This is a genomic window from Stenotrophomonas sp. YJH_SMC_14-1 (genome assembly GCF_059372275.1).
Window position 1 is genome coordinate 19,065 of record NZ_JCAFVK010000004.1, and the last position, 24,507, is coordinate 43,571.

General features: G+C 66.7%; 21 protein-coding genes. 7 read left to right on the top strand and 14 right to left on the bottom strand.

Annotated elements, in window-relative coordinates; genetic code table 11:
* Positions 1-2,103 carry a sensor histidine kinase gene (locus AC5P9P_RS11715; RefSeq protein ID WP_049403810.1) on the bottom strand — a complete coding sequence of 701 codons (2,103 nt, stop codon included), beginning with the start codon at positions 2,101-2,103 and terminating at the stop codon, positions 1-3.
* Between the two features lie 131 nt (positions 2,104-2,234).
* Between AC5P9P_RS11715 and AC5P9P_RS11720 the strand changes: the two genes are divergently transcribed.
* On the top strand, positions 2,235-4,994 hold the full coding sequence (locus tag AC5P9P_RS11720) for a bifunctional diguanylate cyclase/phosphodiesterase (RefSeq protein ID WP_231522839.1): 2,760 nt from the start codon (positions 2,235-2,237) through the stop codon (positions 4,992-4,994).
* 4 nt (positions 4,995-4,998) lie between these two features.
* The gene (locus AC5P9P_RS11725) at positions 4,999-5,547 is read left to right on the top strand and encodes a hypothetical protein (RefSeq protein ID WP_288468920.1); all 549 of its coding nucleotides are present in this window, start codon (positions 4,999-5,001) and stop codon (positions 5,545-5,547) included.
* Between the two features lie 122 nt (positions 5,548-5,669).
* Here AC5P9P_RS11725 and AC5P9P_RS11730 read toward each other — a convergent pair whose 3' ends face one another.
* From AC5P9P_RS11730 to AC5P9P_RS11760, 7 genes are all read right to left on the bottom strand, one after another.
* Positions 5,670-6,176, bottom strand: a complete 507-nt coding sequence (locus tag AC5P9P_RS11730) for a hypothetical protein (protein WP_288468921.1) — start codon at positions 6,174-6,176, stop codon at positions 5,670-5,672.
* Between the two features lie 137 nt (positions 6,177-6,313).
* Positions 6,314-6,529, bottom strand: coding sequence for a hypothetical protein (locus AC5P9P_RS11735; RefSeq protein ID WP_049397481.1), 216 nt, complete (start codon positions 6,527-6,529; stop codon positions 6,314-6,316).
* A gap of 98 nt (positions 6,530-6,627) precedes the next feature.
* Positions 6,628-7,818 (bottom strand): methyl-accepting chemotaxis protein, encoded by a 1,191-nt coding sequence (locus AC5P9P_RS11740; RefSeq protein WP_111188278.1) that lies wholly within the window; start codon positions 7,816-7,818, stop codon positions 6,628-6,630.
* Between the two features lie 163 nt (positions 7,819-7,981).
* Positions 7,982-8,596, bottom strand: coding sequence for a high frequency lysogenization protein HflD (gene hflD / locus AC5P9P_RS11745; RefSeq protein ID WP_005413279.1), 615 nt, complete (start codon positions 8,594-8,596; stop codon positions 7,982-7,984).
* Positions 8,593-9,735, bottom strand: coding sequence for a tRNA 2-thiouridine(34) synthase MnmA (gene mnmA / locus AC5P9P_RS11750; RefSeq protein ID WP_005413280.1), 1,143 nt, complete (start codon positions 9,733-9,735; stop codon positions 8,593-8,595). Before mnmA ends, hflD begins: the two co-directional genes overlap by 4 nt.
* On the bottom strand, positions 9,732-10,193 hold the full coding sequence (locus tag AC5P9P_RS11755; RefSeq protein ID WP_049403817.1) for an NUDIX hydrolase: 462 nt from the start codon (positions 10,191-10,193) through the stop codon (positions 9,732-9,734). The genes mnmA and AC5P9P_RS11755 overlap by 4 nt, the downstream gene beginning before the upstream one ends.
* A gap of 1 nt (position 10,194) precedes the next feature.
* Positions 10,195-10,665 (bottom strand): hypothetical protein, encoded by a 471-nt coding sequence (locus AC5P9P_RS11760; protein WP_033835504.1) that lies wholly within the window; start codon positions 10,663-10,665, stop codon positions 10,195-10,197.
* A gap of 112 nt (positions 10,666-10,777) precedes the next feature.
* Between AC5P9P_RS11760 and clpS the strand changes: the two genes are divergently transcribed.
* Positions 10,778-11,104, top strand: a complete 327-nt coding sequence (clpS, locus tag AC5P9P_RS11765) for an ATP-dependent Clp protease adapter ClpS (protein WP_005409592.1) — start codon at positions 10,778-10,780, stop codon at positions 11,102-11,104.
* A gap of 135 nt (positions 11,105-11,239) precedes the next feature.
* Here clpS and AC5P9P_RS11770 read toward each other — a convergent pair whose 3' ends face one another.
* Positions 11,240-12,052, bottom strand: coding sequence for an APH(6) family putative aminoglycoside O-phosphotransferase (locus tag AC5P9P_RS11770; protein ID WP_033835505.1), 813 nt, complete (start codon positions 12,050-12,052; stop codon positions 11,240-11,242).
* A 138-nt stretch (positions 12,053-12,190) separates the two neighbouring features.
* Here AC5P9P_RS11770 and clpA point away from each other — a divergent pair, with 138 nt between their 5' ends.
* Positions 12,191-14,473, top strand: coding sequence for an ATP-dependent Clp protease ATP-binding subunit ClpA (clpA, locus tag AC5P9P_RS11775; RefSeq protein WP_049403819.1), 2,283 nt, complete (start codon positions 12,191-12,193; stop codon positions 14,471-14,473).
* A gap of 78 nt (positions 14,474-14,551) precedes the next feature.
* Here clpA and AC5P9P_RS11780 read toward each other — a convergent pair whose 3' ends face one another.
* The 3 genes from AC5P9P_RS11780 to aat form a co-directional block, all read right to left on the bottom strand.
* Positions 14,552-14,935 (bottom strand): hypothetical protein, encoded by a 384-nt coding sequence (locus AC5P9P_RS11780; protein WP_032966709.1) that lies wholly within the window; start codon positions 14,933-14,935, stop codon positions 14,552-14,554.
* A 200-nt stretch (positions 14,936-15,135) separates the two neighbouring features.
* Positions 15,136-15,354: a translation initiation factor IF-1 gene (gene infA, locus AC5P9P_RS11785; RefSeq protein ID WP_005409596.1), complete on the bottom strand. Its 219-nt coding sequence runs from the start codon at positions 15,352-15,354 to the stop codon at positions 15,136-15,138.
* 86 nt (positions 15,355-15,440) lie between these two features.
* Positions 15,441-16,181, bottom strand: a complete 741-nt coding sequence (gene aat, locus AC5P9P_RS11790; RefSeq protein WP_495232844.1) for a leucyl/phenylalanyl-tRNA--protein transferase — start codon at positions 16,179-16,181, stop codon at positions 15,441-15,443.
* Between the two features lie 72 nt (positions 16,182-16,253).
* Here aat and AC5P9P_RS11795 point away from each other — a divergent pair, with 72 nt between their 5' ends.
* Positions 16,254-17,522 carry a hypothetical protein gene (locus AC5P9P_RS11795; RefSeq protein ID WP_049403821.1) on the top strand — a complete coding sequence of 423 codons (1,269 nt, stop codon included), beginning with the start codon at positions 16,254-16,256 and terminating at the stop codon, positions 17,520-17,522.
* 123 nt (positions 17,523-17,645) lie between these two features.
* Here AC5P9P_RS11795 and AC5P9P_RS11800 read toward each other — a convergent pair whose 3' ends face one another.
* Together AC5P9P_RS11800 and trxB are read right to left on the bottom strand one after the other, a co-directional pair.
* Positions 17,646-18,770 (bottom strand): GNAT family N-acetyltransferase, encoded by a 1,125-nt coding sequence (locus AC5P9P_RS11800; RefSeq protein ID WP_495232787.1) that lies wholly within the window; start codon positions 18,768-18,770, stop codon positions 17,646-17,648.
* Between the two features lie 102 nt (positions 18,771-18,872).
* Positions 18,873-19,844: a thioredoxin-disulfide reductase gene (trxB, locus tag AC5P9P_RS11805; protein WP_005409600.1), complete on the bottom strand. Its 972-nt coding sequence runs from the start codon at positions 19,842-19,844 to the stop codon at positions 18,873-18,875.
* A 233-nt stretch (positions 19,845-20,077) separates the two neighbouring features.
* On the opposite strand from trxB, the gene AC5P9P_RS11810 reads away from it, so the two are divergent.
* Both AC5P9P_RS11810 and AC5P9P_RS11815 read left to right on the top strand, forming a co-directional pair.
* Positions 20,078-22,438, top strand: a complete 2,361-nt coding sequence (locus tag AC5P9P_RS11810; RefSeq protein WP_049452652.1) for a DNA translocase FtsK — start codon at positions 20,078-20,080, stop codon at positions 22,436-22,438.
* A 39-nt stretch (positions 22,439-22,477) separates the two neighbouring features.
* Entirely contained in the window at positions 22,478-24,421 is a 1,944-nt protein-coding gene (locus AC5P9P_RS11815) for a DUF3857 domain-containing protein (protein WP_005409602.1), read from the top strand.
* The last annotated feature ends 86 nt before the right edge of the window (positions 24,422-24,507 follow it).

Genomic DNA, 24,507 nt, shown 5'->3' on the forward strand with positions numbered 1-24,507 from the left:
TCAGTATTCCGGTGACTCAACGGCGGCCATGCTGGCCGCCTGGTAGGGGAGGTGAACGTCGATCAGGGTGCCTTCGCCCTGTGCGGACTCGATGCGCACATGGCCGCCGACACTCTGCGCGCGCTCGCGCATCACGATCAGGCCCAGGCCGCGCGGGCCGTCCGGGTCGAAACCTTCGCCGTCGTCGCGGATCTGCAGGTGCAGGCTGCGCTTGCCGATGTCGCGCAGCTGCAGGTGTACCTGGCTCGCGCGTGCGTGCCGCAGCACGTTGGTCAGGCTCTCCTGTGCGATGCGGAAGCAGGCCTGTTCGATGCTGTTGTCGGGGCGATGAGGCAGGGGCTCGATCTCGGCCAGCAGCTCCACCTGCGAAGAACGGAACAGCACCCGCGCCTGCCAGCTGAGGGCCGCTTCCAGGCCCAGCGCGTCCAGCTGCGGAGGGCGCAGCAGAGTGGAGATGTCGCGCAGCTTGGCTACCGTGGTGTCGGCCAGGCTGACGATCTGTGCCAGGTCCTCGGCGCGGCGCTGCGGATCGTGCTCGTCCTGCGCGGCATGGGCGGACAATTTGATCGCCGTGATCGCCTGGCCGATGTCGTCGTGCAGATCGCGCGAGATCGCGCGGCGCTCGTCTTCCTGCAGGGAGAACAGGCGGCCGGCCATCGCCTGCAGTTCGCGGTTGCTGGTTTCCAGTGCACTGCGCGTCCGTTCGGAATCACTGAGGTCGCGCACGATCAGCAGCTTGCAGTCGCGGCCACCATAGCGGACCTCGCCCACCGCCAGGCCGGCATGGAAGCTGCGGCCGTCGGCGCGCTGCATGGCCACCACGCTGCTGTGGCCGGGGCCCAGGTGTGGCTGTCCTGCACGCAGCTGGCCGCGGACGCGGGCCAGATCACCGGCAGCGACCAGCGCCGACAGCGGCTCACCCAGCAGGGTATGGCTGCCATAGCCGAACAGGCTGGCCGCCCAGGCGTTGGTGTACAGCACGTGCTCGTCGGAGAGGATCACCACGCCATCGGGCAGCACCCGCACCAGCTCTCGGAACTGTTCTTCGCGCTCGCGCAGCAGGCGTCGCGATTGCTCCCGCTCGGTCACGTCCTGCAGGGTGCCCAGTACGCGGCTGCGGCCGGACTCATCGACACCACTGGCGGCACGCAGGTGCACCATCAGGGCGCGTCCGTCCATCGACAGCAGGGGCAGCAGTACGTCGACCTGCACCGGATCACCCGAGCAGAGATCGGCCAGCAGCTGTTCAGTCTGGGTGGCGGTGGCAGGGTCGGCGGGAACCAGCAGCTCGTCGAAGCGGTGCCAGCGGCGGGCTTCCGGCGGCCGGCGGCCAAGCAGTCGGTAGACCTGGTTGGAATAGCGGCCCATGCCGGTGGACGGGTCCAGTTCCCAGGCGCCGATGCGCGCCAGTTCGTGGGCTTCTTCCACCCGCGCAAGCGCCTGGTCACGGCGCAGCTGGGCCAGGTCTTCGGCGGTGCGGTCGATGGCAATCAACAAGCGCGCGTTGTGGCCGTCATAGCTGATGGCGTTGGAGCGCAGTTCCATCTGCCGCAACGAGCCGTCACGCAGCTGCAGCTGGGTGCGCAGGATGCACAGTTCCTCCGGCGCCTCGCGGATCGCCTCCAGCTTGGTCTGCAGCGCCTGGTCCTGGCCTGGCGGCCACAACGCGTCGATGGTCTGCTCCAGCAGTTCGTCACGCTCCCAGCCGAAGGCGGTACAGGCAGCCGGATTCGCATCGAGGATCGCCAGCGTGTCCAGGTCGTAGACCAGGATCGGGCCGGGGTTGCCCTCGAACATCTGCCGCAGGCGCAGCTCCGAGGCCTGCTGGCGCGCATGGGTGTGCAGCACATGCTCGGCCAGCGGCCGCAGCAGCAGGTACAGCAGGCCGGCACTGGCCAGTGCGAAGAACGAGCCCTTCACGCTCTGCCACATCGCCGCCTGCTGCGGATCCGGCACCAGCGCCTGCACGGCACTGTCGGAAGCGATCATCCAGGCCAATGCCATCACCAGGTAGCTCAGGACCACCCGTCGCCGGTCGCGGCTCAGCGCCTGCGCCATCCGCGGATCGGGTACAAGGGCGGTGCCGGTCGGTTCTGCAGGCATGGACGGGCTGGTTGAAAGGGGCGCCGGCCATCTTACCGCGCAGGTGCGCCCAGACCACTCAATTATCCGCCGCAGGCGCCGTTAACCACTGCGTGCCCCGCTGACGGGCGTGTCATCCGGAGCAAGATCGCGTGGACCAAGGGATCATCGCCAGCCTGCTGCAGCACCCGCTTGCGTCGGCGCTGGTCATCGTCGACCGCACGGGTCGCCCGCTGGCGGCCAATCCGGCTGCGCGCGAGCATGGCCTGCCGGCCACCGTGGCTGCGTATGCGCCGATGCTGGAAGATCTGCGCCTGATGGCTGCCGATGGCGGCATCGTGGCCTGCACGCTGCCGGGTGGCCCGCACGGGCACTACGATGGCCACCTGCGCGCCGTGCACGATGGCGCCGGCAACCTGCTGGCCTTCACGCTGAGCATTCCCGAACCGGTGCCGCTCGGCGGCGGTGGGCGCTGGGAGCTGGCGCTGGACAGTGCCGGCCACAGCCTGTGGGACTGGGACATTCCCAGTGACCGTGTGGTGCGCACCCCGGCAGTGGGCGATGAAACCGCCATCGAGATGCTGGCCCGCGTGCACGGCGAGGACATCGCCCAGGTGCGGGCCGCACTGGACGAGCATCTGCGTGGCTTGAGCGAGCAGTACAGCGCGCAGTTCCGTTTCCGCCAGGCCGATGGCCAGTGGCGCTGGGTACTGGACCGGGGCCGCGTGGTCGCGCGCACCGCCGATGGCCAGCCGCTGCGCATGGTCGGTACCCATACCGATATCGAACAGCAGAAGCAGCTGGAAGGGCTGCTGCAGGAACAGCAGCTTCACCTGAGCGAGGCCCAGCGCATCGCCAGCATGGGCAGCTGGTCGTTCGACCCCAGCAGTGGTCATTTCTGGTGGTCGCCGGAGCTGCGTTCGATGCTTGCGCTGGAGCAGGGCGCCGTACCCGGCCAGCGGCGCTGGCTGAAGCAGCTGCACCCACGTTCACGTGGCGCATTGCGTGCGGCGTGGCGGCGGTTGTGGCGCGATGGCCGTGCCGCCAATCTCGAACTGGAACTGACCCGGGGCAACGAGCCGTCGCAGCACCTGCGGCTGTGGATGCAGCCGTTGCTGGACATGGACGGACAGCCCAAGCGACTGCTCGGACAGGTGCAGAACATCACCGAGCAGCACCAGACCGACGCGTTGATCCGCTGGCGCACCGAGCTGCTCAACCGCGTCTCCGCGCTGGGCCGCATCGGCGGCTGCGAGATCGAGGTGAAGACCCGGCACATGCAGTGGACCGAGGAGTGCTATCGCATTCACGGCCTGCGCAAGGAACCGATCACCCTCGACCAGGCGCTGGCGTTGTACACCGAGGACTCACGCAACGCCTTCGAAGCGGCGTTGGCGCGCATCGCCAACGGCGGGTTGCCCGAGCAGCTGGACCTGTGCTTCTACCGCCAGTCCGGCCTGCGCGTCTGGGTGCAGGTGCTGATCGAGCTGGACCGCCGTGACGGCCTGCCGCCGCGCTTCGTGGTGCTGTTCCGTGACATAACGCGTGAGCGCGAGGCCAACGAGCGCATCGAACTGCTGGCCCACTACGATCTGCTGACCGGCCTGCCCAATCGCGTGCTGCTTGGCGAGCAGACGGCAGAGGCCATCGAGGAAGCACGTGACCGTGGCACATCGCTGGCGATGCTGTTCATCGACCTGGATGGCTTCAAGACCATCAACGACAGCTTCGGCCACGCCACCGGCGATGCACTGCTGAAGGCCGCTGCGACGCGCCTGCACCAGAACCTGCGCAACAACGACCTGTTCGGCCGCTTCAGTGGTGATGAATTCATCGTGGTACTGCGCGACCTGGCCGAGCCGGAAGACGCCGGCCACGTCGCGCGCAAGCTGATCGCTTCGCTGGCCGAGCCGCTGCGTCGTGGCGAGACCACGTTGAAGGTCGGCGCCAGCGTCGGCATCGCGATGCTGGGCGATGCACAGACCGATTTCGATTCATTGCTGCGTGCCGCCGATGCCGCGATGTACGCGGCCAAGGAAGCGGGGCGCAACACCTACCAGTACTACAGCCAGGACGCATTGGCCCGCATCCAGCGCAAGCTGGAGCTGGAGCATGCCCTGCACGGCGCCATCGAGCGCGAAGAGTTCAGCCTGGCCTACCAGCCGCTGCTGCACGCCCACCACGGCGAGCCGCCGGCGATCGAGGCACTGTTGCGCTGGCACCGCCCCGGGATCGGCTACTGCAGCCCGGCCGAGTTCATCCCCATTGCCGAAAAATGCGGCGAGATCGTGCGGATCGGCGACTGGGTGCTGAATGAGGCCTGCCGCCAGGCAACCGCCTGGGACCGTGCCGGTCTGCGTTTCGACCGCATTGCGGTGAATGTTTCTGCGGTACAGCTGCGAGACCGCGGCTTTGCCGAGCGCGTGATCGAAATCTGCCACGCCCATGGCTGGCCACCGCAGCGGCTGGAGCTGGAACTGACCGAGTCGGCGTTGATCCGTGACACCGACATCCTGCGCCATTGCTTCGACGTGCTGGAACGGCACGGCGTGCCGCTGGCGGTGGATGACTTCGGTACCGGCTTCTCCAATCTCAACTACCTCAACCGCTTCCCGGTGGGGCGCCTGAAGATCGACCGCAGTTTCGTGCAGGGCATGCTGCACGATTCGGGTACGGCCGAAGTGACCCAGGCCATCGTGCACCTGGGCCACGCGCTGGGCATGAAGGTGGTGGCCGAAGGTGTGGAAACGCACCAGGAAGAGGACATGCTGCGCCGCCAGGGCTGCGACGAGATCCAGGGCTACCTGTACTCGCGCCCGCTCAGCCCGCGTGACCTGGCGCAGTGGCTGCGCCAGCCACAGCCGGTTTCGCTGCGCACCGATGCCAGTGGGGAAGTGATGCTGGTGCGCTGAGTAGATGATTCCTCAGTTGCGCATTATTTCATCAGCAGGATCGGGCGAGGATTGCGACGCGAAGAGTTTGCCTGTTCGCTTCCGGGAATGGATCGACGATCCTTCCCGAACTAGCGACATGCGCATGGTCGAGATGTTCGTTGTCGTCGCGCTCTGCACTTGGGGTGGGCTCAGTGAGCTTCAGGCACGGCTGCCGGAGGCGCGTTTCATCACGGCCGACGGTAGTTTCGCCAGCGCAATTGCGTCGTTGGTGATCAATTGCTACCTGGTTTTCTACCTCTTCTGCAGAAGAAACGTACATGGCGATCATTCGAAATGTGTGTTTGGAAGTCTCCTGATACTCAGTGCAAGCGTGAACTATCTGAGCTTCGAGCTGCTATCTGATCGGCTGCAGGACATTTCCAGGTGGTTACCTCCTACCGCGTGGCAACTGAACTTCGCGCTGCTCATATCGACCGTCAGGAATGTCATCGCTTTCGGTTTCGGCGCGATTGGCGCGGGGATTGTCTCGGGTGTTCTCAGTCGGCACGGAAAGGGTGTCCCGGATGCCTAAGCAGGCGCCGCATGGCGACCATCCATGCATGGCGTGGATCTACCGCAACCCGCTTTGGTGGGGGCCGACCGTTGGTCGGCACGGATGCCTGTGCCTCTCGATCATCCACGCATGGCGTGGATCTACCTCGGAAAATCCGCCCTCAGCTGCATGCGCAGCGCTTCTACAATGGCCGCATAGCGCCGCTTCTGGACCAGATAGCTGGCCAGGAACAGCGGAAGCACCAGCAGCATCGGCGCCACCATCGGGCGCATCGCCACCAGTGGCAACAGCAACAGCGACAGGATCGCCACGAACCAGCTGCACAGGCCGATCACCCGCACTTCGTGCCGTCGCGCGTTGAGTACGATGCGACCGCGCATCACCGGGAAGTAGCGCAGGCCGAAGCTCGGCGCGAAGCTCTCGCGGAACGCCACGCTGCCATCGGGCAGCGCATGGAAGGCCAGTTGCAGCCATCTGTCCTGGGGCAGGTCACGCTCCAGGCTGCCCAGCGAGAGCCGGGCCTGCATGGCCGGTGACGCCGCGATGCGTTCGTTGAACAGCGTGATGCCCCAGCTGAAATAGCCGGCCACCCAGGCCATCAGAAGGACGGTCTCGATCAGCAGGAGTGCGATCAGGGTGATGGCCATCGGTCTTCCATGAACGGGATCGGTGGATCATGCCACAACGATTTCGCCACCCCGGTAGATCCACGCCTTGCGTGGATGTTGCGGCGAGGGCCAGGCGTCACACCGGCGGATGAAAGCCGTCCACGCACGGCGTGGATCTACTTCAGCGCTTCCCCGTCCAACCCCAGGTCCCAGGCCAGTCCCAGCAGCGCCTCGTCCGCCCGCGGCGGGGCCGGGCGCGCGTCCGCCAGCTGCTGCAGTTCGCGGATCTCCTCGCGTGCCACATCCTCCAGCTGCTGCAGCTGCTCACGCACGCTCGCGTTGCGCGGGCGCTCGGTATCGGTGAGGGAGGGCAGGGCGCGGATCAGGGTCATGGTGCGGGTACAGGATGCATCCAACGGCGGGTCACAGGCAAAGGCCCCGGACGAACCGGGGCCTTGCGGGCTGCCGGCGAGGGCAGCGGACATCAGGGTCAGAACAGCTCGACGGTGCCGGCACCCATGCTCTGCTGGGCAACCGGCTTGTGCGGCGGGCGTTCCCATTCGCTGCGCAGTTCGCGCAGGCGGTTGCCGGTGCGCTGCAGGGCCGTGGCGATCTCTTCGTCGAACACGCCGCCATTGCGGTGCAGCAGCTCCTGCAGGGCCACCGCTTCGCGGTTGATCGCGGTCAGGCGGTCCAGGTGGGTGTGCACGCCGCCCAGCGCCTGGGTGGCGATGTCCTCGAACTGCAGGGCGCGCACGGCTTCGGCTACGCTGCCATCGATCGAACGGGCGCACTCGGACACTTCGCGCATGCCGTCACCCAGCGAGGCATTGATCTGCGCGACGTTGTCGAGCATCGCCGCCGCTTCCTGGCGCGCTTCGCGGGAGCGGTCCATGTCACGCGAGGCCATGTGCGAGACCGTCTCGCGCACCTTGGCGATGGCGTCCTTGGAGCTGTGTGCCAGCTTGCGGATCTGCTCGTTGAAGGTGGTCGAGCGCTCGGACAGGTTGCGCACTTCGTCGGCGACCACCGCGAAGCCACGACCGGCTTCACCGGCACGTGCCGCTTCAATGGCAGCGTTCAGGGCCAGCAGGTTGGTCTGGTCGGCGATCGACTTGACGTCTTCCAGCAGCGCGAAGATGCCATCCAGGTGCTGCGCCATCTGGTCGATGTGCTGCACGGTGGTGCTGCTCTGGCCGCTCACCTGTTCCAGCGCTTCGACCAGCTGTTCCATGCGGTGGCTGGCGTGCTGGGCGAAACGGGCAACGTCGAGGCCGGCATTGCCTTCGTCACCGGCGCGGTCGACGATGCGCGACAGGGCCTGGCTCTGCTGGCGCGACTTGCGGTTCATCGCATCGAAGCTGCCACCGAGGCTGGAGACGGCCTGGCGGATCAGGTCGCGGGCGCGTTCCACTTCGCCGCGCGAACCCTCGATCTCGTTGCCGACGAAATTGCGCAGTTCGGTCAGCAGCTGGTCCTGCTCACGCAGGACACGGGCGTGTTCCGGGGAACGGTGTGCCTGGGCGCGGGTGGTCCACCACGCAAAGCCGAGCCAGCTCAGCGTCATCGTGGTCAGGATCGCCCAGCGCAGGGCGGCCGGCCATTCGAAACCGATGGCGAAGGGGAGCAGCAGGGTCAGAGCCAGGGGGGCGGCCAGACGGATGAAAATGCGTGAGTACATGGACGTTCTCGGGAGGTGCACGGAGGATGTATCGGCCGTACCCCCTTTCTCTTTAACGTCGATGTGCCTCGAAGTGCATTCTGAATGCGCCGGTTTTCCGGCGCCTTGGCGGCTTCGGGGTCAGGGCCCTTTCCGTGCCGGAAAGGGATCCGACCCCACACCCTCAGGCCAGCTGCCGGTCCACGGCCTCGATCATCGCCTTGCGGCTGAACAGGAAGTCCCAGTAGCTGCCGCCCAGCTGCCGCCACAGCACCGCAGCGCGCACCGCGGCCAGCAGCAGGGCGCGGATTTCGGCCACCACGCCAGCCTGGCCCAGGTAGTGTGGGTTGCCCTGCACCATGACCCGCGGCTTGAGGTGGCTGATGGTGTCGGCGTAAAGGCCTCCCAGATTGGCCAGCACGTCCGGGTGGCCGCTGTCGCCCAGTTCGGTGGCCTGGCGCTGGGCGCGCTCGATGCCGGAGGCGACCTTGTTCACGGTGGCGCCATCCTGAACGAAGCGGCGCTCCAGCTGCAGCACCGACAGGGCCAGCTTGGGCAGGATCGGGTCCTGGCCCTGGCTGCGGAAGTAGTTGTGCAGCAGGCGCAGGCCGGACTTCAGTGCATGGCGGTCACCGAACACCTCCTGCGGCGAGGACGCATCGACACGGAACACGCTGTCCACGGCGGTGCGCACGGCGGCGGCGTCGGAATGGCCGGTATCGGCGATGCGGCGTACCTGCTGCAGGGCCTGGGCAATGCCGGCCAGGGCCAGGACGCGGTCGTCGACAGTGAAACTCATGCAGCGATTACCTCAAAAGGGGAAGGGGTGGTGCGCAGGCGCTGTTCCAGCGGCGCATCGGTGGCGGCGATCACCGCGCCACCCAGGCACACGTCACCGTCATACAGCACCAGCGATTGACCGGGGGTAACGGCGCGCTGCGGGCGCGCGAAGGTGACCAGCACGCTGCCATCGTCCAGCACCTGGACCGTACACGGCTCATCGGGCTGGCGGTAGCGGGTCTGGGCGGTGCATTCGAAGCGCCGTGCCGGCGGCGAACCGGCGATCCAGTGCGCGGTTTCCGAACGCAGGCGCTCGGACAGCATCCACTTGCTGTCGCGGTCCTGGTCCACGTACAGCACGTTGCTGGCCACATCCTTGCCGACCACGTACCACGGCGCGGCCGGGCGTCCACGCACGCCGCCGATGTTCAGGCCCTCGCGTTGGCCCAGGGTGAAATAGAACACGCCAGGATGTTCGGCGATCACGCTGCCGTCGGCCGGGTCGAGGATCTGGCCGGGCCTGGCCGGCAGGTAGCGGCCGAGGAACTCGCGGAAGTCACGCTCGCCGATGAAGCAGATGCCGGTGGAGTCCTTCTTGGCGTGGGTCGGCAGGCTGACGTCACGCGCGATCCGGCGCAGGTCGGTCTTTTCCAGGTCGCCGATCGGGAACAGGGTGGCCGCCAGCTGCTCCTGGCCCAGCTGGTGCAGGAAGTAGCTCTGGTCCTTGGAACGGTCGGCGCCGCGCAGCAGCAGCCACTGGTGGCCGCGCTGGGTCACTCGTGCATAGTGGCCGGTGGCGATGCGCTCGGCGCCCAGCTCGCGGGCGGCATCCAGGAAGTGCTTGAACTTCACTTCGCGGTTGCACAGCACGTCCGGATTCGGGGTGCGCCCGGCGGCGTACTCGGCCAGGAAGTGCTCGAACACGCCCTGCCAGTACTCGCTGGAGAAATCGCGGAAGTGGAATGGGATGCCGAGCAGGCCGCAGACGGCCACCGCATCGCGGCGGTCGTCCTCGGCGCGGCAGTCGCCGCTGCCATCGTCGGCCCAGTTCTGCATGAACAGGCCGGCCACGGCTTCGCCCTGCTGTACCAGGCGCCAGGCGGCGACCGAAGAGTCGACACCTCCGGAGACGCCCACCATCACGCGCGGCGTGCTCATGCGACCTCCTGGACCAGCGAAAGCGGATGGCGCTGGCCACCCAGGTAATCAGCCACCACCTGCCAGACCAGCGGGCTGCGCTGGCGCTCGCCGGCGGCCTGCAGTTCGGCCGGGGTCAGCCACAGCGCGCGGTCGATGCCGGTGTCCAGTGGCTGCGCCGGGTCGTGCGAGACCGGGCGCGCCGCGTAGCAGAATCGCAGGAAGGCGGTGCCGTCGCCGGCAGTCCACTGGTAGCAGCCGATGAAATGGGTCAGCTGCACCGTCCAGCCGGTTTCCTCGCGGGTCTCGCGCAGGGCTGCCTCGGCCAGGCTTTCGCCCGGCTCGAGGTGGCCGGCCGGCTGGTTCAGCACCTGCCGGCCATCGATGGTCTCTTCAACCAGCAACACGCGGCCGCCGTCGACCACCACCGTGGCGACGGTGGCGTGCGGTGCCCAGCGCGGGTCCGGCGTGGCGTTCAACTCAGAACTCGTCCTTCTTGGTCAGTTCCAGCTCCATGGCGTCGGCGGTGCGGATGGCCGCATCGATGGCGTCGCTGAGCTGCTCGGCAGTGGCATCGGCGTCGATCTTGACCACGAACATGGCGGTGGTGTCCTGCTTTACCCAGCCGCCCATCTTGGCATCCTGCGAATCTTCCAGCAGGCGGTTGGCCACGGCCACCGGGAACTGCTTGGTCTTGGCGTTGTAGGCCGGCGACCAGATCTCGCGGATGTTGTGGGTACCGAAATCTTCCACCGACGAACGCACGTAGACCATCTGGGTGCGGTCACCCTCGACGTCGAAGACCATGCGGTAGTCGCCGTCCTCATCGACTTCGTAGGTGTAGCCCAGCTTGTCCAGATGGCGGGCCACGGCCTTGTCGGCGTCTGCGGCGGCAGCGGAGCCGGTGGCAGCCAGAGCGATCAGGAAGGCGGGGAGAAGGGTCCTTTTCATGAAGATCCTGTGAAACAGTGTTGAGAGAGGGTGCAATTGTGACGGTGGGCGTGCGTGCCGTCCAATCTGCAGCAGGCCGACGCAGGCGCGCCCGAGCCTCTATAATGGCCCGATGCCCCATGAGTCTTCCCCCGATTCCCAGCACGAGCACGGCGTCGCCGTAGAGGCCGCGCGCCCGGAAGTGGCGCCGCCGCCGTTCTACCAGGTGATGCTGCTCAATGATGACTACACCCCGATGGATTTCGTGGTGGATGTGCTGCAGCAGTTCTTCAGCATGGACCTGGACAAGGCCACGCAGGTGATGCTGCACGTCCATACCCGCGGCCGCGGCGTGTGCGGGGTGTTCACCCGCGAAGTGGCCGAGACCAAGGTCGCCCAGGTCAACGAGTACTCGCGGATGAACCAGCACCCGCTGCTGTGCACGATGGAAAAGGCCTGACCAGCTGCCGATTCTCGTCCGGGCACATCGATCCCGGATGGGTGTGCCCACCAAGGTGGGCACCTACCAAGGCAGAAGCCTGTATCGACCGTGGATGGGGCGTGCCCACCAGGGTGGGCGCCTACGGGGTGGGTTTCACGCTTCCGCCAGCGCCTCCAGGGCCATCCGGGCGACTGTCTCGTCGATATCGGCCGGGTCGCCGTCATCCCTGAACCACACTGCCGACAGCGCAGTGCTGGCCGCGATCCAGCGCAGCAGGCGTGTGCGTTCCAGTTCGGCCAGCGCACAGACCTGCTCAAGGCGGATCGCAAACCGCTCGGGCCGCGTCGCAACGTGGATGCCCGGACCACAGAGGTCCGGGTTGCTGAACATCGTCGTGTAATCGAACGCACGGTCCCCCAGCAGTCGCTTCGGGTCGATCGCCAACCAGCCGCGCGGGCCGAAATCCAGCACATTGTCATGATGCAGGTCGCCGTGCAGCGGCCGGATCTCCTGTTCGTCACGCAGCAGCCCCTCCGCCAGTGATCTGCACTGTTCCAGCAGTGGCGGCAGCACAGCCCTTGGCTGCAGCAGGTCGGCGAACCATGTACGCAGGCAGACCAGTTCCGCTGGCGGCGCGCTCCGTGGCCGGTGCAGCCGCTGCAGGACCTGGCACAGGATCGCGGTGCAGGCGTCATCGTCGCCCTCGATCGAGCGTTGCCGCAGCGAGTCACCGCGGGCACGCTCGATCAGGATCGCAGGCCCCTCGTGGGCCAGCAGGCGGGCGGCGCCATCGCCGTTCCACCAGCGTAGCAGGCGATGGCTGTTCTGCTCCTCGGTCTCGCTGCTGATCTTCAGCATCGCTGGCTCGCCCGCAGCGGTCAGCACCGGCCAGAGCCGGGCGTGGGGCGTACGGATGGCCGGGCCATCACGCCGCAATCGCCAGCGGCTCAGGTAGGGTTCGCTCATGCTGGGTGGGCTGTCCTGGAGTGAATGAAGATCAAGCGATCTGTACTGCTAACGCCATCTGAACGCAGCAATCCGCTAGGGTGATGGAAATCGCGTAGTCAGGCCGCATATTGTCCCCATCTGCCGCCGGAGTAATCCATGTTCAGCAAAGACCTCGAACACACCATCGGCCAGTGCTACAAGCGCGCCCGTGAGGCCCGGCATGAGTTCATGACGGTCGAACACCTGCTGCTGGCACTGCTCGACAACCCGTCAGCCCAGGCCGTACTGAAGGCCTGTGGTGCCGATGCCGACCGCCTGCGCCAGGAGCTGGAGCAGGCCATCGAGGCCTCCGTGTCCCGCCTGGCGGAAGACGATGGCCGCGACACCCAGCCGACCCTGGGCTTCCAGCGTGTGCTGCAGCGGGCCGTGTACCACGTGCAGTCCTCGGGCAAGAAGGAGGTCACCGGCGCCAATGTGCTGGTCGCCATCTTCGGCGAAAAGGACTCCCACGCCGTCTATTACCTCAACCAGCAGGATGTGACCCGGCTGGATGTGGTCAATTACCTGTCCCATGGCATCGCCAAGCTGGGCGATGAAGGCGAGCAGTCTTCGTCCCCGGAGGGCGAGAGCCGCATGGAAGGCGGGGAGGGCGAGCCCAAGGGAGATGCCCTGACCGAATTCGCCAGCAACCTCAACGACCAGGCCCGGGCCGGTCGCATCGACCCGCTGGTGGGCCGTGCCGACGAGATCGAGCGCACCATCCAGGTTCTGTGCCGCCGCCGCAAGAACAATCCGCTGTACGTCGGTGAGGCGGGCGTAGGCAAGACGGCCATCGCCGAGGGCCTGGCCCGCCGCATCATCGAAGGCTCGGTGCCCGACGTGCTGGCCGACGCGGTGATCTACTCGCTCGACCTGGGCGCACTGGTGGCTGGTACCAAGTACCGTGGCGACTTCGAGAAGCGCCTGAAGAGCGTGCTGACCGCGCTGAAGAAGGTGCCCAACGCGGTGCTGTTCATCGACGAGATCCACACCATCATCGGTGCCGGTTCGGCGTCGGGCGGCACCATGGATGCGTCCAACCTGATCAAGCCGGCGCTGGCGTCGGGCGAGCTGCGCTGCATCGGCTCGACCACGTTCCAGGAATACCGCGGCATCTTCGAGAAGGACCGCGCGCTGGCGCGCCGCTTCCAGAAGATCGACATCGTCGAGCCGACGGTGGGCGAGACCTACGAGATCCTGCAGGGCCTGAAGTCCAAGTACGAGCTGCATCACGGTGTGACCTACTCCGACGAGGCCCTGCAGGCCGCAGTGGACCTGTCGGTGAAGCACATCGGCGACCGCCTGCTGCCTGACAAGGCCATCGACGTGATCGACGAGGCCGGTGCCCGCCAGCGCCTGCTGCCCGAGGACCAGCGCAAGGAGCTGATCGACGTCGAGGAGGTCGAGGCGATCGTGGCCAAGATGGCGCGGATCCCGGCCAAGCAGGTCAGTGCCACCGACAAGGATGTGCTGCAGCACCTGGAGCGCAACCTGAAGATGGTGATCTTCGGCCAGGACCCGGCCATCGAGACGCTGTCCTCGGCGATCAAGCTGGCCCGTTCGGGCCTGGGCAACCCGGAAAAGCCGATCGGCAACTTCCTGTTCGCCGGGCCGACCGGTGTCGGCAAGACCGAAGTGACCAAGCAGCTGGCGTTGCAGCTGGGCATCGAGCTGGTCCGCTTCGACATGTCCGAGTACATGGAGCCGCATTCGATCAGCCGCCTGATCGGCGCGCCTCCGGGCTACGTCGGTTTCGACCAGGGCGGCCTGCTGACCGAGAAGATCGTCAAGACGCCGCATTGCGTGCTGCTGCTGGATGAGATCGAGAAGGCGCATCCGGACATCTTCAACATCCTGTTGCAGGTGATGGATCGCGGTGTGCTGACCGATACCAACGGTCGCGAAGCGAACTTCAAGAACGTGGTGCTGGTGATGACCACCAATGCCGGCGCCGCGCAGGCCTCGCGGCGGTCGATCGGCTTCACCAAGCAGGACCATGCCACCGACGCGATGGAGACCATCCGCCGCAGCTTCACCCCGGAATTCCGCAACCGTCTTGACGCGGTGGTGCAGTTCCAGGCGCTGGGCTTCGAGCACATCCTGCGCGTGGTCGACAAGTTCCTGATCGAGCTGGAGATGCTGCTGCAGGACAAGCACGTCAGCCTGTCGGCCACCCCGACCGCGCGCGACTGGCTGGCCCATCATGGTTTCGACCCGCTGATGGGTGCCCGTCCGATGGCCCGCGTGATCCAGGACAAGATCAAGCGTCCGCTGGCCGACGAGCTGCTGTTCGGCAAGCTGGTCAACGGCGGCAAGGTCAGCATCGACGTGCGCGACGACGAGCTGGTGGTCGAGACCCAGGCCGAGCCGGAGCGGCTGCTGCCGGTCGCGGTGGAATGAGCTGACGCCGCAGGCTTGGCGTGAAAGACTGGAAATGACAAGGGCGGCTTCGGCCGCCCTTGTCGCATGCACTGCAACTCAACGCCCCTGCTGCGCCAGCCGCCTGAAGGTCGCCGCATCGATCGGTTCGATCCGGGTCACGGTGCAGTGGTTGCTGTCGGTTTTCAGTGTGCTGCGGGCATCGCCGCAGATCCGTTCAGGGGTACTGGGCGTGAAGAAGACATAGCTGGCCGAGGCGGCAGCGCCCAGGCAGCGCTTCTGCAGGTGCACCCGATAGTGGTTGTCGCCGTCGCGCAGCAGCACCTCGCGTTCCGTGCTGGAGGGGCGGATATCGCGATTGGCGCCGAGGGCAATGCACTCGGACGCGTTGGAGGGCTTGCTGGGTTCAGCGGCGAATGCCGCCAGGGGGAGGCTGACCAGCAGAACTGCCGGCAGCAGGACGTGCGGGAGCAGGGCGTTCATGATCGGGAGGGGGTGGCGATCCGGACTGGATCGGATCCCACGATGCCGCGGCTGCTGCAGGCGCGAATCTGCCGCAAGCGGGGCTGACCGACGCCACGGTGAGCTCGGTCACGGTGACCTCCGGCAGGGCCGGATTCCGGGCATGACAAAAGGCCAGCAACCAGGGCTGGCCTTGTCGAGTGGCGCCAGGCGCCGACCGCTTACTTCATGCGGTAGGTGATACGACCCTTGGTCAGGTCATACGGGGTCATTTCAACCTTGACCCGGTCACCGGTGAGGATGCGGATGTAGTTCTTGCGCATGCGGCCGGAGATATGGGCGATGATTTCGTGCCCATTTTCCAGGCGAACGCGGAAAGTGGTGTTCGGCAGCGTCTCGCTGACGGTGCCCTCGAACTCGATGGAATCGTCTTTCGACATGTAGTCCTGTGCGGTTCAGAAAACGGCCACGCTGGGCCTAAGGCGCGGTATTTTACGCGTGACGGCGCCAGCTTGCAAAGTTTGTGTTAACCCCCGGCCAAACGCCGTGCTGGCAGGCGTCCAACCGCTTGGGTCCACGGGCCTTCCCGGCCGTCACCGCGCACGGCCCGGCGCACATGCTGCAGGAATTCCTCGCGTGGCAGGTGCTCGGCGCCCATCCGCAGCAGGTGCGGATTCTCCACCTGGGCATCGATCAGTTCCCAGCCCCAACCATGCAGGGTGGATGCCAGGGCGGCCAGGGCGATCTTGGAGCCGCCGCTGGCACCACTGAACATGCTTTCGCCGAAGAACATCGACCCGATTGCCACCCCGTAGATGCCACCGACGAGGGTCTGCTGGTCCCAGACTTCAAACGAATGGGCGAAGCCCAGGTCGTGCAGCTGGCCGTAGGCCTCGACCATCGCCGGGCTGATCCAGGTGCCGTCCTGGCCGGGCCGCGGCGCTGCCGCACAGGCGCGCATCACGCGGTTGAAGGCGGTGTCGGCGGTGACCTCCCACGTACTGCTGCGCAGCTGGCGGCGGAACCGGCTGGACAGATGCACGCCCTCGGTGCGGAACACCATGCGCGGGTCCGGCGACCACCACAGGATCGGCTCGCCCTCGCTGAACCACGGAAAGATGCCGCCAGCGTAGGCATTGAGCAGGCGCACCGGGTGCAGGTCACCGCCGACGGCGAGCAGGCCGTCGGGCTGGCGCAGCGCGGTCTCGGCTGGAGGAAAGGGGGCGTCCGGCGCATCAGCCAGGCGCCAGGGCAGCTGGCGGGTCATGCCCTCATTGTATTCGTCGTGGTGACCGCTGATGTCTGGCACCATCAGCTTCCAACGGCAAGGAGCCCACGCATGAGTGACGCGATCACCGCCATCCTCGATGTGCACGACAACCCGCGCACGTGCAACGACAGCCAGAGCATGCTGCTGGCGCTGGCGACTGAGCAGCCGGGTCAGCTCGGTGCGCTGATGCGGCTGGCCCTTGCCCGGCGTTCACCCAGCTCGGCCTTTCTCGACATGACGCTGGATCTGCTGCCCGACGAAGCGGTTGCGCCGGTCTGTGCCGAGGCCTGGCGTCGCTATCGTGATGGTGAGCGCGGTGAGCTGCTGGCCAGCGTGATCGAATTCGCCAGCTACCAGGCGCCGCAGGTGCTGCAGGACGACTGGGAAGCCTTGCTGGCGGTGGCCATTGAAGATGAGCTGCAGCTGGCCTCGCAGGTGTGGCGGGGCCTGCCGTCTGCCACTGCCGTGCAGTGGGCGCAGATTCTGGCCGAAGCCGATGACGATCGCGAAATGGCGCGGGCCAGGGCGCTGCTGCTCGCGGCGCAGCCCGAGAGCTATGCCGTTGCCCGCGGCTACCTCGCTGACTGGGGCGCGCTGGATGCTGAGGTCTGGGCGCATTGGGCCGGCGTGGCCGATGGGCCGCTGCCGCGCCGCCTGCATGGGGAGCGGCCGCTGCACATCCGCTTTGGCCGCGAGCAGCATCGCGCGCAGCAGGCGGACGAACCGAGCTGGCGCAAGCGTATCTGGCGCCTGCACCCGACCTGGAATGGTGGGCAGGTGCACCATGCGGGGCAGATGGGAGGACCGCTGGAAGCGTTGTGTGGCAGCTGCCATGCACCGCTGCAGCGCCTGATGCGAACCGACGCTGCCGCGCTGCAGCCGGGCGCGGCGGGTGAGATCACGCTGGGCCTGTGCCTGGACTGCTGCGGCTGGGAAGACCCGCCCGTGCGCTTCTATCGCCACGATGCCGTCGGCCTGCCCAGCTGCCACCCCAGCCAGCGTCTGGAGGTGCCGGCCACGCCGACCGACAGCGGTGACCTGATGCGTGCCGAGATCGGCCTGGTCGCCATGGATACCCTGCGGTGGCAGCAGCAGGACTGGGGCCAGTCCAACCATCGGCAGAACCTGTCGCGCGTGGGCGGCGCGCCCAGCTGGGTGCAGAGTGCCTGGTACCCGGCGTGCATCGATTGCGGCGAGGAGATGCCCTTCGTGATGCAGCTGGATTCGACGCTGCCCACCACGAGTGAGGGCACGCTGCTGTGGGGCAGCGGCGGCATGCTCTATACGTTCTGGTGTGCGAAGTGCCGGGTGAGCGGGCACTTCTGGCAGTGCACCTGAGCGCAGCGCCCTCGCCATTGTCCTGATAGGTGCCAACGTTGGTTGGCGCGCCCCACTGCCCTGGTAGGTGCCAACCCTGGTTGGCACGCTTCTCGGCGCCGCGCCAGTCGAGCCAGCTCGGCACTACGGCTCTACGCGGAACGGCCCATGCCCCTGCAGCTCCCGCTGGTAGCGCCGCACATCGCGCCGTTCCTGCCGGCACCAATCCTGCAGTGCTTCTGCGAAATCCGCATCAGCCACCCAGTGCCGGCTGCGCACCAGCGTCGGCAGGAAGCCCCGCGCCAGCTTGTGCTCGCCCTGTGCACCCGGTTCGAATCGGGTCAGCCCTTCGCGCAGGCAGTACTCGATGCCCTGGTAGTAGCAGGCCTCGAAGTGCAGGCCGGGCAGGGTGGCGCCGCCCCAGTAGCGGCCGTACAGGGTGTCGCCACCGCGCAGGCACAGCGCGCCGGCAATCGGCTCGCCGTCCTGTTCGGCCAGGAACAGCACCAGCCTGCGGCCCAATGAAATGGCCAGATGGCGCAGGAAGGCCTCGGTGAGCGCCGGAGCGTTGCCGTACTCGAGGAACGTCTGCAGGTAGAAGCGATACATCGCCTGCAGGTCGGCACGGCTGGCTTCATCGCCGTGCACCACGCGGAAGGTGATGCCCTGGCGGGTGACCTTGGCCCGTTCCTGGCGGATGTTCTTGCGATGCTTGTGGTTCATCGCGCCAAGGAACTGCTCGAACGTGACCCAATCGCCCGGGTTCTGCCACTGGAACTGCACGTCTTCGCGCAGCAGCCAGTCATCGCCGAACAGCGCCTCGTCCACTGCGGTGTGGAAGTTGATATGGGCCGAGGACACGTCCAGTGCCGGCAGCGCCTCGCGCAATGCCGACAGCAAGGTGGCGCGATCTGAATCGTGACGGGCCAGCAACCGCGGGCCGGTGACCGGTGAGTACGGCACCGCGCCCAGCCACTTCGGATAGTAGTCGCGGCCATGACGGGCATACGCGTTGGCCCACGCATGGTCGAACACGAACTCGCCGTGCGAATTGGTCTTCAGGTAGCCCGGAATGGCGCCGACCAAGCTGTCGCCTTCCCAGAGCGTGAAGTGCCAAGGCCGCCAGCCCCAGTCCTCGCGCAGGCAGCCGTGCTGTTCAAGGCCTGAGAGGAAGACGTGGCTGACGAAGGGGTTCTGCCTGTCGTGCAGGGCATCCCAGTCGGTGGCGGGGATGGACTGCAGGGAGTCGAGGAAGCGGGGGGAAGGCATGAGGGAAGGATAGGGCAGATGAAACAGAAAGGCCGACGCACTGGCGTCGGCCTTTCATCCGGAGTCGGGCGTGGCTCGGCCCTACAGGAGCGGGTCAGCCTCTCAGCTGGCCTTGCCCTGCGCGTCCAGGTAGCGCTCGGCATCCAGCGCGGCCATGCAGCCGAAGCCGGCCGAGGTGATCGCCTGGCGGTAGTGCTGGTCGGCCACGTCGCCGGCGGCGAACACGCCTTCCACCGAGGTCTGGGTGGCATTGCCGCCCAGGCCCGAACGGATTTCCAGGTAGCCGTTGTTCATTGCCAGCTGGCCGTCGAACAGGGTGGTGTTCGGGTGGTGGCCGATGGCCACGAAGAAGCCGTGGGCGTCGATGTCGCGGGTGCTGCCGTCCAGGGTGGACTTCACGCGCACGCCGGTCACGCCGGCATCATTGCCCAGCACTTCTTCCACCTGGTGGTGCCAGACGGTCTCGATCTTGCCTTCGGCCACCTTCTTGAACAGCTTGTCCTGCATGATCTTTTCCGCCTTCAGTGTGTCGCGGCGGTGGACCAGGTAGACCTTGCGGGCGATGTTGGACAGGTACAGGGCCTCTTCCACGGCGGTGTTGCCGCCACCGACCACGACCACGTCCTGGTCGCGGTAGAAGAAGCCGTCACAGGTGGCGCAGGCGGACACACCGCGGCCCTTGAACTCGTCTTCGGTCGGGATGCCCAGGTACTTGGCGGTGGCGCCGGTGGCGATGATCAGCGCATCGCAGGTGTACTCGTGGCTGTCGCCGATCAGCTTGAACGGACGCTGCGACAGGTCGGCGGTGTGGATGTGGTCGAAAATGACCTCGGTCTCGAAGCGCTCGGCATGGGCCTGCATGCGCGCCATCAGGTCCGGGCCCATCAGGCCGTGGGCGTCACCCGGCCAGTTGTCCACCTCGGTGGTGGTCATCAGCTGGCCGCCCTGCTGCAGGCCGGTGATGACGACCGGCTTCAGGTTGGCGCGGGCGGCGTAGACGGCGGCGGTCCAACCGGCCGGGCCGGAACCGAGGATGACGAGGCGCTGGTGGCGGGAGGGCAGGCTGGTGCTCATGTAAACTCGCGAAAAGGTAGATGGGACAAGGCGCTGGCGATGTTTGCGCAGCATCCTCGGCTGGTCATAGAGTGGTGGCTGGGGCAGGGCGATTCAAGCCGATGAACGGAACGCCGTCATCCAGCAGTGGTTTCGGCCCCCGGATTGGCCTGCCGGACGTCGCGTAACTGAAAACTGACGCCGTCTCGTTTATTATCAATCACTAACAGCGCATTCCAAAGGTATGGTCTAAGGTGGCGAAGCAGGTCCCCGAACGCTCCAAGTCCGACGACAGCAAGGCGTCACGTCGCACGGCCGCGGCGGCGACGACCGACAATCCACGCCGCCAGCGTCTCTGGCGCGATCTGGGCCTGATCGCCATCGCGCCGGCCCTGCTGTACCTGGCGGCCAGTCTTTTCACCTATTCGGCGACTGATCCGGGTTGGTCGCATACCGGCAGTGTGGTCGCGCCAGTGCACAACCTGGGTGGCCGCGCCGGGGCCTGGATCGCCGACGTGCTGCTGCAGCTGTTCGGCTACATCGCCTTCCTGCTGCCGGTGGTGCTCGGCGCGCTGGGGTGGATCGCCATGTTCGGCCTCAAGCGCGAGAGCAAGGGCGAGAACGACCTGGATCCTGCGCTGCGCCTGGTCGGCCTGGTCGGTTTCCTCATCGCCGGCACCGGCTTCCTGCACGTGCGCCTGTTCAGTGGCGACGTCTCCAGCGCCGGCGGCATCCTTGGCAAGCTGGTGGGCAATTCGCTCACGGTGGGCTTCGGCGCGCTGGGCGCCAACCTGTTCGTGCTGGTGCTGCTGCTGGCCTCGATCACGCTCGCGACCGGGCTGTCCTGGTTCACGGTGATGGAGAAGATCGGCCGCGGCGTGATGTCGCTGGCGCCGTTGCTGGAACGCAAGAAGGAAGAAGTCACCGAGTGGAAGCAGACCCGGGTGATGCGCGAGGAGCGCCAGGAAGTGCGCAAGGCCGACGCCGAGGTGCGCGCCAAGCGCGAGCCGGTGAAGATCGAGCCGCGTCCGGAGCCGGTGATCGAGAAGAGCGATCGGGCCAAGCGCGATACCCAGATTCCGATGTTCCGCGGCGTCAACGGTGATGGCTCGGACCTGCCGCCGCTGGCGCTGCTGGATGATCCCAAGCCGCAGCCCAAGGGCTACGACGAGGAGACGCTGGAGACCCTGTCGCGGCAGATCGAGTTCAAGCTGAAGGACTTCCGCATCGATGCGCAGGTGGTCGGCGCCAATCCCGGCCCGGTCATCACCCGCTTCGAGATCGAGCCGGCACCGGGTATCAAGGTCAGCCAGATCAGTTCGCTGGACAAGGACATCGCGCGCGGCTTGTCGGTGAAGTCGGTGCGCGTGGTCGACGTCATTCCGGGCAAGTCGGTGATCGGCCTGGAAATCCCCAACGTCACCCGCGAGATGATCTTCCTGTCCGAGCTGCTGCGCTCGAAGGAATATGACAAGTCGGCCAGCGTGCTGACCCTGGCGCTGGGCAAGGACATCGCCGGTCGCCCGACCGTGGCCGACCTGGCGCGCATGCCGCATCTGCTGGTGGCCGGTACCACCGGTTCGGGCAAGTCGGTGGCGGTCAACGCGATGGTGCTGAGCCTGTTGTTCAAGGCCTCGCCGAAAGACCTGCGGATGCTGATGATCGACCCGAAGATGCTCGAACTGAGCGTCTACCAGGGCATCCCGCACCTGCTGGCGCCGGTGGTCACCGACATGAAGGAGGCCGCCAACGGCCTGCGCTGGTGCGTGGCCGAGATGGAGCGCCGCTACAAGCTGATGAGCGCAGTGGGCGTGCGCAACCTGGCCGGCTTCAACAAGAAGGTGAAGGAAGCCCAGGACGCAGGACAGCCGCTGATGGACCCGCTGTTCAAGCCGAACCCGGAACTGGGCGAGGCGCCGCGCCCGCTGGAAACCCTGCCGTTCATCGTCATCTTCATCGACGAATTCGCCGACATGATGATGATCGTCGGCAAGAAGGTGGAAGAGCTGATCGCGCGCCTGGCACAGAAGGCACGTGCGGCCGGCATCCACCTGATCCTGGCCACGCAGCGCCCGTCGGTGGACGTGATCACCGGCCTGATCAAGGCCAACATCCCGACCCGTATCGCCTTCCAGGTCAGCTCCAAGATCGACTCGCGCACCATCCTCGACCAGTCCGGTGCGGAAACCCTGCTCGGCCACGGCGACATGCTGTACCTGCCGCCGGGCACCGCGCTGCCCGAGCGCGTGCATGGTGCGTTCGTGTCCGACGATGAAGTGCATCGCGTGGTCGAGCACCTCAAGGCGATGGGCCCTGCCGACTATGTGGACGGCGTGCTGGACGAAGTGCAGACGATGGGCGACGGCGTGGTCGTCGGCGCCACCGGCCTGCCCGAGAACAGTTCGTCCGGCGACGAGTCCGACCCGCTGTATGACGAAGCGCTGCGGGTGGTCACCGAGACCCGCCGTGCATCGATTTCCGGCGTGCAGCGCCGGCTGAAGATCGGCTACAACCGTGCAGCGCGACTGATCGAGGCCATGGAAGCGGCCGGCGTGGTCAGCCCGCCCGAGCACAACGGCGACCGCACGGTGCTGGCACCGCCGCCGCCGAAGTAAGACCCGACGTATCCCCCACGACGTCCAAGGAACCGACGCATGCTTCACCCCGTACCAAGCGCGCTGGCGCTGGCGCTGGCAGCCTTCCTGGCTGCCGGCCCGGCACTGGCAGACACCGCCACCTCCGCGCCCGCCACGGCGCCGCCTTCCACCAGCGGCGATACCGAAGCCAGCAATAATTTCAGCATTGTCCGTTACCGCGCCGACTACCAGGTGCGGCCGGATGCCGGCAATGTGCAGACCGAAACCTACGAAGTGCTGCTCAAGACCAAGGCCTCGGTCGAGCAGTTCAGCCAGGTGCGGCTGAGCTACAGCGAGAAGATGGAAACGCTGGAGGTGCTTGGCGCCTACACCATCACCGCCGACGGCCAGCGCCGCGACGTGCCGGCCGACCGCATCTACACCCAGGAAAGCTACTCCAGCGCCTCGGCGGCGATGTATGCCGACCGCAAGGTACGGGTGATCGTGTTCCCGAACCTGGCCCCGGGCACCCGCCTGTACTACCAGGTGCGCCGCACCCAGGCCACGCCGTACTTCCCGGGCTATTTCGGCCTGTGGGAGACCTTCAATGTGTTCACCGAGTACGAGGACGCCGAAGTCACCCTGAGTGCGCCGGCCAACCTGCCGATGTTCATCGACAGCCGCGGCGTGCAGGGCAGCGATCGGCCGACGGTGAAGAACGGCCAGGCGCAGTGGCGCTGGCGCTACCAGCGTCGCGAGGCGATGCCGGCGCAGAACTGGTCGGCGGCGGGGTGGGAGTTCGGCCCGAACATCATGGCCAGTACCTATCGTGACTGGTCGCAGATGGGTCGCGCCTACCAGCTCAAGGCGGGCCCGGCGGCCGAGGTGACCCCGGCGCTGCAGGCGCTGGCTGATGAGATCACCGCGGGTATCAGCGACCGCCGCGAGCAGGCTGATGCGCTGTACCGCTGGGTGGCGCAGAACATCCGCTACGTGGCGGTGTACCTGGGCAATGGCGGGCTGGAGCCGAACAGCGCGCAGAGCATCCTCGACAACCACTACGGTGACTGCAAGGACCACGTGACGATCCTGGAGGCGCTGCTGGCGGCCAAGGGGATCGCCAGCTCGCCCGTGCTGATCGGTGCGGGCGGTGGCCCGACGTTGCCGAAGATTCCGGTGCTGGGCCGCTTCAACCACGCCATCACCTACATTCCCGAGTTTGATCTGTACCTGGATTCGACCACCGCGTGGGCGCGCTTCGGTCAGCTGCCAGAGGGTGACCTGGGTGCACCGGTGATGCGTACCCGTGACGCTACGCTGGCGCGTACCCCGGCCAATACGCCGGAGCGCAATGCGACGTCGATGGAGGTGCGTTTCACGTTTGATGCCAACGGCAACCTGCGCGGCGAGACGATTCCGAAGCTGGGCGAGAACGCCGAGATCGGCATGCGCGCCCAGTTCTCCCAGCTCAACGCGCAGAACCGTGCGCGCGCCGAGGAGCAGATCATGGCCGCGTCCGGTTTCGACGGGCGAGGGCAGCTGCAGATCCAGGGCGTGCCGGTCGACCTGACCCGGCCGTTTGGCTATCGCATGGCGTTCCAGGCCGAGGACTACGCCGACTTCAGCGTGGCCGGCGGCATGGCCGTGCCGGACCCGCCAGGTGGCGAGTCGGTGCGTGGCCTGTACGCTACCGCCTCGGCGCCGGCCAACGAGACGCCGTTCTACTGCAATGCCAGCCTGCGCGAGGAAACCTATCGCCTGCAGTTCCCGGCCAACGCGCCGATCATCGCCATTCCGGCCAGCCAGCGTTTCGCCAATGCCGCCGGCGAGTACCGCGTGGACTGGAGTCGCGAGGGCCAGGAGGTGATCGTGCACCACCGCTTGCAGCAGAATGCGGTGCGCGGCCCGGAGGCATTGTGCCAGCCGCAGGACTATCCGGCGTTCCGCGCGCTGTACCGCGAAGTGCGGCGTGGCTTCCGTGGCCAGGTGCTGTACGGCAAGCTGCCGGGATCCGGTGGCTGAATCGCCGATGGACGTTCAGGGCGGCATAATGTCGCCCTGATCGCCCATTCATCTTTCCCCGGGCACACTGGCAACCACCTTTCCTG